The sequence below is a fragment of the Shigella sp. SIG3 genome (assembly GCF_053555855.1).
Genome location: NZ_JBQZXE010000131.1, coordinates 1 through 9287, shown reverse-complemented (window position 1 = coordinate 9287; position 9287 = coordinate 1). Strand labels below are relative to the sequence as shown.

Below are 9287 nucleotides of genomic sequence, written 5' to 3'. Positions count from 1 at the left end.
TAACAAAGTTTGCATTATTCTGGGAGATAGTTGATTTTCTCTAAGATTGACAACGCTATCAGAACTGAGGCCAAGTATGCTTTCCGGAATTGCCGTGATCCGGTTCTGATTAAGCCAGAATATTCTTATAATATGATCATCTCTTTCTGGAAACTCTGGTATTACTTCCAAAGCATTTCTGGCTGCATCAAGTAATTCCAATGACATTGGTAACCTCGGAAGTACAGACAGGTGATTGTCACTTACATTAATATATTCTAGTGACGCAGGTAATTCAGGAAGTGCGAACAAATGGTTATCACTCACATTTATATATTCCAGCGACACTGGTAATTCAGGAAGTGCAGATAATTGATTACTGCTTGCATTCAGCTCTTTCAATGCCCTTGGTAGCTCGGGGAGCATTGATAGTTGGTTATTGCTTACATTAATTTCATCAAGATTGTCAGGCAATCGTGGTAGAGATCTGAGACCTAAACAAGATAAGTCCAACGATGTTTCACTGTTCTCCAGACATAATTGGAGCCGGGTAAAAGCAGTTTCCCTGTTTTCTCCGGAAATGCTGTTTTTAGTCCATTCAACCCATTCGGAGAGATAATTATTGTGAACATTGTCGATTGATGTAGTTCTGTAAAAAGAGACGTTTCCAGTGGATAGGGGGGGATTATTTACAGGAAGCATAATAACCTCGCAGAAGGATATCCTGATAAAATGTGATACTGGGGAATAATAAGCTGAAATAAAATGTTTCAGGATTGAAATTTATTGTTTTCATTTTAAGGAAGTGATGTTGATTTAACTGTAAAAAAACGATACTATTTTCTTAGATGGTAAATGTCTCGCCTGTGCTATATTTTGTTTTTCGGTTAGTTAAATATCGTACGTTCATATTTGAACGTTCTGCCGGAATGCATTATCAATAGAGGTAAAGTCGCAACCCCAAATCGTAAAGGAAACCGTAGCACGTCTTAAGCAAGAACGTGCTGCGGTTGGATGCTATTTTTTCCCTGAAGCGGAAAACATTACTACAGTACCTTGAACCTTGGTTTTAACATTCTCGAAATGCTCTGAGAGTATATGTGTTAAGCCTTCTTCGGAATCTTTTGTGTTTGAAAAGATGCCTTTCTGATTGTAAATGCGCATCAGTTTTTGACCGAAGCTATTGTGCACAACTCCATCGCCAAGAATTGTGGCTCCGTATAGAGTTCCATCATCAGTTAAGGCCTGCGCCGCATTGCGTATTACACAGCTTTTTGTAGATATATTTCCAGGCAGGCAGTGAAGAAGGTAAAACATGGAAATGGAATCAAATTGACCATGTAACGCCGCAGGATAAGGTTCAAAAACATCATGGCTAATTTTATGTTTAATTTTTGATTCCCCAGCCCTTGTAGATGCCGCGTTCAGGCTAGCTTCGTTCAAATCCATTAAAGATATCAGACTACTCTCAGGTACGTGAGTAAGGTAAAACCCAGTTCCAACACCAATATCCAGATGGTTGTTACCTAAATGTTCCAGAAAGTGTGGAAGAAGGTGTTCCTTTGTAGGACATCCCCATGCAAGCCGATTTGATACTCCCAAAACCCACCAGTCATAAAGCTTTAGGGTAAGTGGTGTGTAAATTTTAGCCCCATCATCTGTGTTTTTTTTCATTAATTTCACCATATTATAGTTTTATTTGTGAATTAAATCAATTATGGCGATGAATTACAAGGGGTTAAATGCTGCCGCAGCATAGCGATATTGAAATAGCCTGGTATGCTTCGATACAGCAGGAGCCGAATGGCTGGAAGACCGTCACCACACAGTTCTACATCCAGGGATTCAGTGAGCATATTGCGCCACTTCAGGATGCTGTAGATCTGGAGATCGCAACGGAGGAAGAAAACTCGTTGCTGGAAGCCTGGAAGAAGTATCGGGTGTTGCTGAACCGTGTTGATACATCAACTGCACCTGATATTGAGTGGCCGGAAGAACCAGACACAATGTAAGCGAAAAAGAAAAACCGCAGACACGACGTATGCAGGACGTGCTGCGGTTGGCTGGTAAACTTTCGATAGTGCGAGTATTGAATGATTTCCAGCCGTTACCGATTTTATATAACTGCAGTGGAATTATTCAACACACAGGCAAAACGGAATAAGCTGAGAAAAAAGCGTGCTTTCCCAATCTGGGGCAAATCACGTCTGAATGACACCTGAAAACAGGTGGTGGACTCAAGAAGGCTTGGAATATTCTTCTTTAATGTTATGTAATTCATTGATTTTTCGTGTACGATTTTAAGACATTTTTTCCAAGAAAAATTTTTAACTCTTTGATTTTTCGACTCTGTATCATCGGTCTCGAAAACCGGAGTAGGGGCAACTCTACCGGGGGGTCAAATCCCCCTCTCTCCGCCACTTTATCAATGACTTATCTCCCGACTTCCCGCCTTGCTTTTCCTAAACAGAACAATCGTAGAATATTCTTGAAGGGTTAGATCGTCACTGTTTTCTGTTCGATACTGTGACATTCAGCGCTTGATTCGCTATGGAGCTGACAGGAAGGTTTCGAGCGAAAATCTACAGTTATTCAGTCGTTTTCTTATCGGTCACCATTATTCTTTTAGACATTGATCCTATGAAACTGCCGCAAAGTTGCTGGCGGGAACTGAAGTTGCGTAGAGAAGGGGTCAATAATTGAGCCAAAAAAGGAACGCGGCCGTCAGATTAAAGCCGCGGGACAAAGTCCATAACTTCCAAGAGTTGTTGAATTTCCCAGCTTTTTTGAAAGCCTTTGTATTATACTAACAAGTAAAAAAGGTTTAAACAACAAAATTAACCTATATTTCTGGTTAGCTTTACCATGACAGATGACTTGCTCCTGGAAACATTTGCGCTGCCAGTCTGTATGGCTGAGTTGTGTATTTATTGTTCGCCTTTTTCTCAGTTTTTTTCTACAGACATAATAAAAAAGACACGACTCAAGTATGAGCGTGTCTGAGTTTGTCTTACTTATTTGTCTTGGTAAATTATTGTTGTTACTACCAGGCACTGTTCTGTTAAATAACTGAAGTCAGCGCAAAAAAATCAATGAGACATCATCTCCTCGACCACTTCTTCGCTACTCAACTGATAGGGATAATACGTTGGCCAGTTTTCCATTTCATTCAATAAAGATTGCTGGGAATCATTACCCATAAAAATGTGAAAATGAGATGATTTTCGTGGTGCAATTATATGATCGCTAAATTGTATATATTTAGGGGCTTTGCTTTCAGGATCTTTACATTCGAATAAGTAACGAACGCCTTTCTTGCCTGATTTATAGGTGAGTATTTTGTATCCATCGTAATCATATTTACAGGATGTTGTTTCATTATTTCTATGGAATTCGACAATGCCGTCCTCAATGCTAATCATTTCGATATCTGTCGGATAACCTTTGCGATAATAATCTTTAATTTCAGCAAATGTTTTGGTTTTATCTGCATCCGCTTTCTTCTGAAAGACGGGATCAAGTTTGCCACTTTGCAGTAAAGGGTAAACGGATTGCCAGACTCCATCCCAGTCACTGAGCGTTCGGTTTTGTACATTGGTATCATCAAAAACACCATTAGCAGCTTTTTGTTCGACCTCTGTTAAGGGTTTGCCATGAGAATGATGACCATGCGAAAAGGCAGGAGCGCTAACAATAAAGACACCTAAAGCAACAGCCAGTTTATGAAGACGAATCGCCAAAACAATTTCCTCCAGAGTTAATGTACATTATGTGTAATGTTATATTGTAACATATGAAAAAATGCAACAACTCATTAGGAAATGAGAGCATGGTATTCTCAGGTGTATTGAACTATCTTATTGAAATAAAATAAATTATTCTGGTGATGAAAGGTTGATGACAAACGAAACATAACTTGATGCGATCTGTGTGGGCCGGATAGGGCGCTCGCGCCGCATCCGGCCGGGATAACGCGAAGTTTGTCGGCAATATGAAGTTATAGAGATAATTTGTTGTGGGCCTGCTTGCGTAACCGGTTGAAAAGGGAAAGCAACTTCTTATACCGTAAGGCTAAAGCAGTACAGCCAGCCCAGCGTAGATGAGTGGCTGCGGTGAAATAATCTTCACTGACCACAGATAATGTATTGGGGCCAGGATCGCGACAAGATAGACGAAGTTATGCAACTGTTGCCAGTGTTTGCCGAGTTTTCGCTGCATCGACTGGGTTGAAGTGAACGCTAAAGCAAGCAAAATAACCCAGCTGATAATTCCTAACGTTAAATAAGGCCGGGTAATTAACTCCTTACCTAATAACGCCAGATTATTCACGCCCAACTCCAGCAATGCGTAACTGGTTAAATGCAGTGTCGCCCAGGCAAAGCACAATAAGCCTAACAGGCGGCGAGTGCGTATCAATAACGGCTGTTTTGCGTAGCGTGCCAGAGGTGTGATTAACAAGGCCGCAAGCAAAAATTTCAGTGCAGTGCGACCGGTAAAATGCTGAATATCTTTCACCGGATCGGCACCCAGTCCACCGTGATTGATCGCCCAGACCAGCCAGAGAAACGGCAACAATCCGGCAAGATGCAGGCAAACTTTCAGCCATATCACCTGTTTTGCTGTCAGACGCATTTAGAAATTCTCCCGCAAATCCAGGCCACGATACAGCGATGCCACCTGGTCGGCGTAACCATTAAACAGTAGTGTTGGCTGGCGCTGAACATCGAGAATGCCGCCTGAACCAATAAATCGTTCGGTAGCCTGTGACCAGCGCGGGTGATCAACATGCGGATTAACGTTGGCGTAAAAACCGTATTCGTCAGGCGCTGCCAGATTCCAGGTGGTTGGCGGACGCTCGCGGGTCAGCTTAATACTGACGATCGATTTAATCCCTTTAAAGCCATATTTCCACGGCACAATCAGTCGCACCGGCGCGCCATTTTGCGGTGGTAACGCCTTGCCATAAACACCTACGGTCATCAGTGTGAGCGGATGCATTGCTTCGTCGAGACGCAATCCTTCGACATAAGGATATTTCAGCCCGCCGCCGATAAAGCGGTCCTGCTGGCCAGGCATCTGTTCCGGCGCATAAATCGTTTCGAAAGCGACATACTTCGCATTGCTGGTGGGTTCGGCAAGCGCCAGCAATTTGTGTAGCGGAAAACCAATCCACGGCACCACCATCGACCACGCTTCCACGCAGCGCATACGATAAATACGCTCTTCCAGCGGGAAGCGACGGGTTAAATCATCATGATCGAGGGTCAATGGTTTTGCCACTTCGCCGCTGATTTTCAGTGTCCATGGATCGGTTTTCAGGCTACCAGCATTAGCCGCGGGATCGTCTTTATCCAGCCCGAATTCATAGAAGTTGTTATAACCGGAGACTTTATCTGCTGGCGTCAGTGGCAGGTTATTTTGCTAGGCGGCAGGCTTGCTGAACTCCAGCGGTTTTCCGGCGGGGGCGGGCGGACGATCGTTCCCTTTAAACCAGCTAAGCAGATCGGCATGCGCAGCGTGAGGCAAAGAAAATGCAGCTGCGCTGATGCCCAGTGCTTTTAACACCTGCCGACGCTTCATAAAGAATACCGACTCGGCCGTAACATCTGATTCTTTTAAAAATTGATTCTTTTTCATAAGCCATCACACTTTTTTGTCGTTAACCAACAAGAGCTGTTTACTGTTAATCTGTCAGGGAGTCACCTCCCTAACAGTAGCAGAGATCAGCTTTTACATATTTACGCATTAACTGCCACGATAGGTTGAATACCCATATTGGCTGAGTAACAAAGGCACATGATAATGCTCGTTCACTTTATTAATATGAAATTCAACGGGAATCTCAGGGAAGAAACTTTCAAGATTTTGTTTCTTGAAATAGTCCCCGGTTTTAAATACGACACGGTAATCGCCAGTAGTCGCAGTTTGCTCGGGCCACAGTGCCTTAATTCGTCCATCCTTATCTGTTTTGGCGGTATTAAGTTGTAACCAGCCGTTATCCGCTTTCTTTTCAAGAGTGACTGTCACGTCGGCAGCGGGTTTTCCTGTTTGCTGGTTCAAAATGTGCACGCTAAGAATGTTTTGTTGTGCGGCATAAACCAAAGAAGGTAATGAAAATGCTGCCGTTGCTACCGAGAGTACTAAATAACGCTTTAACATGTTTATATCCTTGTCATGTGAATGAGTTTTGAGGATAGCGAAAAAACGTCCAGGGTAACCTTACAGCAGCATTACAATTTTGTAATGAACCAGGTTGTTTCTATAACATATGATTTATGGCATATTATTTTCATGAAGATTCTACTTATTGAAGATAATCAAAGGACCCAGGAATGGGTAACGCAGGGGCTTTCCGAAGCGGGTTATGTCATTGATGCCGTTTCTGATGGCAGAGATGGGCTTTATCTTGCGCTGAAGGATGATTATGCATTGATCATTCTGGATATTATGCTTCCGGGTATGGATGGCTGGCAGATCTTACAAACGTTAAGAACGGCAAAGCAAACCCCTGTTATTTGCCTTACTGCAAGGGATTCTGTCGATGACAGAGTCAGAGGGTTGGACAGTGGGGCAAATGATTATCTGGTAAAACCTTTTTCATTTTCTGAGTTGTTAGCAAGGGTTCGGGCACAATTAAGGCAACATCACGCTCTGAATTCAACATTAGAAATCAGTGGCTTAAAAATGGACTCTGTCAGTCAAAGTGTCAGCAGGGACAATATCAGTATTACACTGACGCGCAAGGAGTTTCAGTTACTTTGGCTACTGGCCTCCAGAGCTGGCGAGATTATACCCAGAACGGTTATTGCGAGTGAAATTTGGGGAATCAACTTTGATAGTGATACCAATACGGTGGATGTCGCCATTCGCAGGCTCCGCGCAAAAGTTGATGATCCTTTTCCTGAAAAGCTAATCGCCACAATCCGGGGGATGGGCTATTCATTCGTAGCGGTAAAAAAATAATGAAAAGATTATCTATAACCGTCCGTTTAACCTTGCTTTTTATATTTCTGCAGTCTGTTGCTGGCGCTGGAATTGTATGGACTCTCTATAATGGCCTGGCAAGTGAGTTGAAATGGCGCGATGATACAACACTCATTAACCGGACAGCGCAGATCAAGCAGTTGTTAATTGATGGGGTAAATCCAGATACGTTACCTGTGTACTTTAACCGGATGATGGATGTTAGTCAGGATATTTTGATCATTCATAGTGATGGCATCAATAAAATTGTTAACCGGACAAATGTCAGTGATGACATGTTAAATAACATACCTGCTAGTGAGACAATCAGCGCAGCAGGCATTTACAGAAGCATTATTAATGATACAGAGATAGATGCTTTACGAATTAACATTGATGAAGTTTCGCCATCATTAACGGTTACTGTGGCTAAATTGGCTTCAGCCAGACATAATATGCTTGAACAGTATAAAATTAATAGCATTATAATTTGCATTGTCGCCATTATACTGTGCTCAGTATTAAGTCCGTTGTTAATCAGGACGGGGTTGCGAGAGATCAAAAAGTTGAGTGGCGTAACGGAAGCGCTGAATTATAACGATAGCCGAGTGCCGGTTGAGGTTAACGCATTACCGAGAGAACTAAAACCTCTTGGGCAGGCGTTGAATAAAATGCATCATGCTTTAGTCAAAGATTTTGAGCGCCTTAGTCAATTTGCTGACGATCTCGCTCATGAACTTAGAACGCCAATTAATGCATTACTGGGTCAGAATCAGGTTACGCTCAGTCAAATCAGAAGTATCGCTGAATATCAAAAAACAATTGCCGGAAACATTGAAGAGCTGGAAAATATTTCGCGGTTAACAGAGAATATACTGTTTCTTGCCAGGGCAGACAAAAACAATGTTTTGGTGAAACTGGATTCGCTTTCTCTCAATAAGGAAGTTGAAAATCTTTTGGACTATCTTGAATCTCTTTCAGACGAGAAAGAGATTTGCTTTAAGGTCAAGTGCAATCAACAAATCTTTGCGGATAAAATTTTACTGCAACGAATGTTATCGAATCTTATTGTTAACGCCATTCGATATTCACCAGAAAAATCGCGTATTCATATAACCAGTTTTCTTGATGCCAACGGCTCTCTTAATATTGATATCGCCAGTCCTGGAACGAAAATTAATGAGCCTGAAAAACTCTTCCGTAGATTTTGGCGGGGAGATAATTCGCGTCATTCCGTAGGTCAGGGACTTGGCCTTTCTTTAGTCAAAGCGATTGCCGAATTACATGGAGGAAGTGCTACGTATCACTATCTCAGTAAGCATAACGTGTTCCGAATTACGTTACCGCAAAGAAATTAACATCGGGCTTCAGTACGCCATAAGTTAACCGTGAAAAAACGCAGCCACGTCGTGAGTATTAACGTGGCTGCGATTGATTATGCGCTTACATCACAATGTAACAGGGATTAACTCGCGTAAGCTGCCAGCATTTCCTGCGCCGCCAGTTTACCCAACGCATTCGCTGCAAAAGGACTGTCGCCGGTGAGACGTTTACGGTCCTTATGTACTCGCCCGGTGATGTCGTCATTAATGATGTTCATGCCCATTTTCTTCAACTCTTCGCCGAAGTACCAGGTGAGATGACCCGGCATATAGCCAATATCTGGCGTTTGTTTGTCTGCGGCGTCTGGGAATGCGCAAATAGAATAACCATTCAGTGGGTTATCGCTGTGGCGAAGTGCCAGAAAAGCCGCCGGACCGTGGCAAAGGGAGATAACAAAACGGTCATTTTTGATTGCCCACTGTAAAGCGGCAGCCACGTCCTGGCTTTCTGGTAAACCAATAAGTGCGCCATGCCCACCAGGAACAAAGATTGCTGCATATTCGCTATCAGCGTTGAGGCTGGCGACAACATCCGCGAGTTTCTTCGGATTACGGAATAACGATTTATGCTGTTCAAAGAATGGCATTACTTTTTCATCTTTGTGCGGCATAGCCCAGTATTCAAACTTGGTCATCAGACCGGAAATGGTCGCCACTTCGAATTCGAAACCTGCAGCATGGAGATGATACAACGGCAGCAACGTTTCAATCGGATGGTTACCGGTCGAGAACAGTTTTCCGTTATCGGTCGGCAAATAACGTTCGTCCGCGGCGATCACCAGAATTTTATGTTTACCGCGATACGGTTTTGGATAGTCCACGCCATCAAGATCAGAGACGGGACTCGTATATTGGCTAAGCGAATATTCTGAAGGGAAGAACGCATTATCTTCAGCAATATCGACCTGCGGGTTTTTACTTGTTTGAACAGTCATAGTGTATTCCTTATTGTTGCTTAGTTAG

8 protein-coding genes and 2 pseudogenes are annotated in these 9287 nt (G+C 42.9%); 3 read left to right on the top strand and 7 right to left on the bottom strand.

Translation table 11 applies throughout. The annotated features are described in order from the left end of the window. Positions 1-681: leucine-rich repeat domain-containing protein (locus ACUU1I_RS17630; RefSeq protein WP_449144867.1), on the bottom strand; the 681-nt coding region annotated here is incomplete at its 3' end. A gap of 315 nt (positions 682-996) precedes the next feature. Beyond that, on the bottom strand, positions 997-1665 hold the full coding sequence (locus ACUU1I_RS17625; protein ID WP_000239881.1) for a class I SAM-dependent methyltransferase: 669 nt from the start codon (positions 1663-1665) through the stop codon (positions 997-999). 56 nt (positions 1666-1721) lie between these two features. Between ACUU1I_RS17625 and ACUU1I_RS17620 the strand changes: the two genes are divergently transcribed. Beyond that, positions 1722-1991 carry a tail fiber assembly protein gene (locus ACUU1I_RS17620; protein ID WP_000937511.1) on the top strand — a complete coding sequence of 90 codons (270 nt, stop codon included), beginning with the start codon at positions 1722-1724 and terminating at the stop codon, positions 1989-1991. Positions 1992-3068: 1077 nt separating this feature from the next. Here the strand turns inward: ACUU1I_RS17620 and zinT are convergent. The 4 genes and pseudogenes from zinT to hiuH form a co-directional block, all read right to left on the bottom strand. Next, on the bottom strand, positions 3069-3719 hold the full coding sequence (zinT, locus tag ACUU1I_RS17615; protein WP_001007782.1) for a metal-binding protein ZinT: 651 nt from the start codon (positions 3717-3719) through the stop codon (positions 3069-3071). A gap of 257 nt (positions 3720-3976) precedes the next feature. Next, positions 3977-4611, bottom strand: a pseudogene (gene msrQ / locus ACUU1I_RS17610) (protein-methionine-sulfoxide reductase heme-binding subunit MsrQ). Beyond that, a pseudogene (gene msrP, locus ACUU1I_RS17605) lies at positions 4612-5616 on the bottom strand (protein-methionine-sulfoxide reductase catalytic subunit MsrP). It abuts the pseudogene before it with no gap. Positions 5617-5724: 108 nt separating this feature from the next. After that, positions 5725-6138 carry a hydroxyisourate hydrolase gene (hiuH, locus tag ACUU1I_RS17600; protein WP_000920127.1) on the bottom strand — a complete coding sequence of 138 codons (414 nt, stop codon included), beginning with the start codon at positions 6136-6138 and terminating at the stop codon, positions 5725-5727. Positions 6139-6270: 132 nt separating this feature from the next. Between hiuH and hprR the strand changes: the two genes are divergently transcribed. Beyond that, positions 6271-6942 (top strand): response regulator transcription factor HprR, encoded by a 672-nt coding sequence (gene hprR, locus ACUU1I_RS17595; protein WP_001347103.1) that lies wholly within the window; start codon positions 6271-6273, stop codon positions 6940-6942. Continuing rightward, positions 6942-8300 (top strand): two-component system sensor histidine kinase HprS, encoded by a 1359-nt coding sequence (gene hprS, locus ACUU1I_RS17590; RefSeq protein WP_000826713.1) that lies wholly within the window; start codon positions 6942-6944, stop codon positions 8298-8300. Before hprR ends, hprS begins: the two co-directional genes overlap by 1 nt. A gap of 107 nt (positions 8301-8407) precedes the next feature. Here the strand turns inward: hprS and hchA are convergent, their stop codons facing one another. Beyond that, the gene (gene hchA, locus ACUU1I_RS17585) at positions 8408-9259 is read right to left on the bottom strand and encodes a glyoxalase III HchA (RefSeq protein WP_000218218.1); all 852 of its coding nucleotides are present in this window, start codon (positions 9257-9259) and stop codon (positions 8408-8410) included. Positions 9260-9287: the final 28 nt, after the last annotated feature.

What these genes read in the sequence shown, in the direction of transcription:
- hprR (WP_001347103.1), top strand. Translation starts at nt 6,271, where the DNA reads ATGAAGATTCTACTTATTGAAGATAATCAAAGGACCCAGGAATGGGTA.
- hchA (WP_000218218.1), bottom strand. Translation starts at nt 9,259, where the DNA reads ATGACTGTTCAAACAAGTAAAAACCCGCAGGTCGATATTGCTGAAGAT.
- hprS (WP_000826713.1), top strand. Translation starts at nt 6,942, where the DNA reads ATGAAAAGATTATCTATAACCGTCCGTTTAACCTTGCTTTTTATATTT.
- hiuH (WP_000920127.1), bottom strand. Translation starts at nt 6,138, where the DNA reads ATGTTAAAGCGTTATTTAGTACTCTCGGTAGCAACGGCAGCATTTTCA.
- ACUU1I_RS17625 (WP_000239881.1), bottom strand. Translation starts at nt 1,665, where the DNA reads ATGGTGAAATTAATGAAAAAAAACACAGATGATGGGGCTAAAATTTAC.
- ACUU1I_RS17620 (WP_000937511.1), top strand. Translation starts at nt 1,722, where the DNA reads ATGCTGCCGCAGCATAGCGATATTGAAATAGCCTGGTATGCTTCGATA.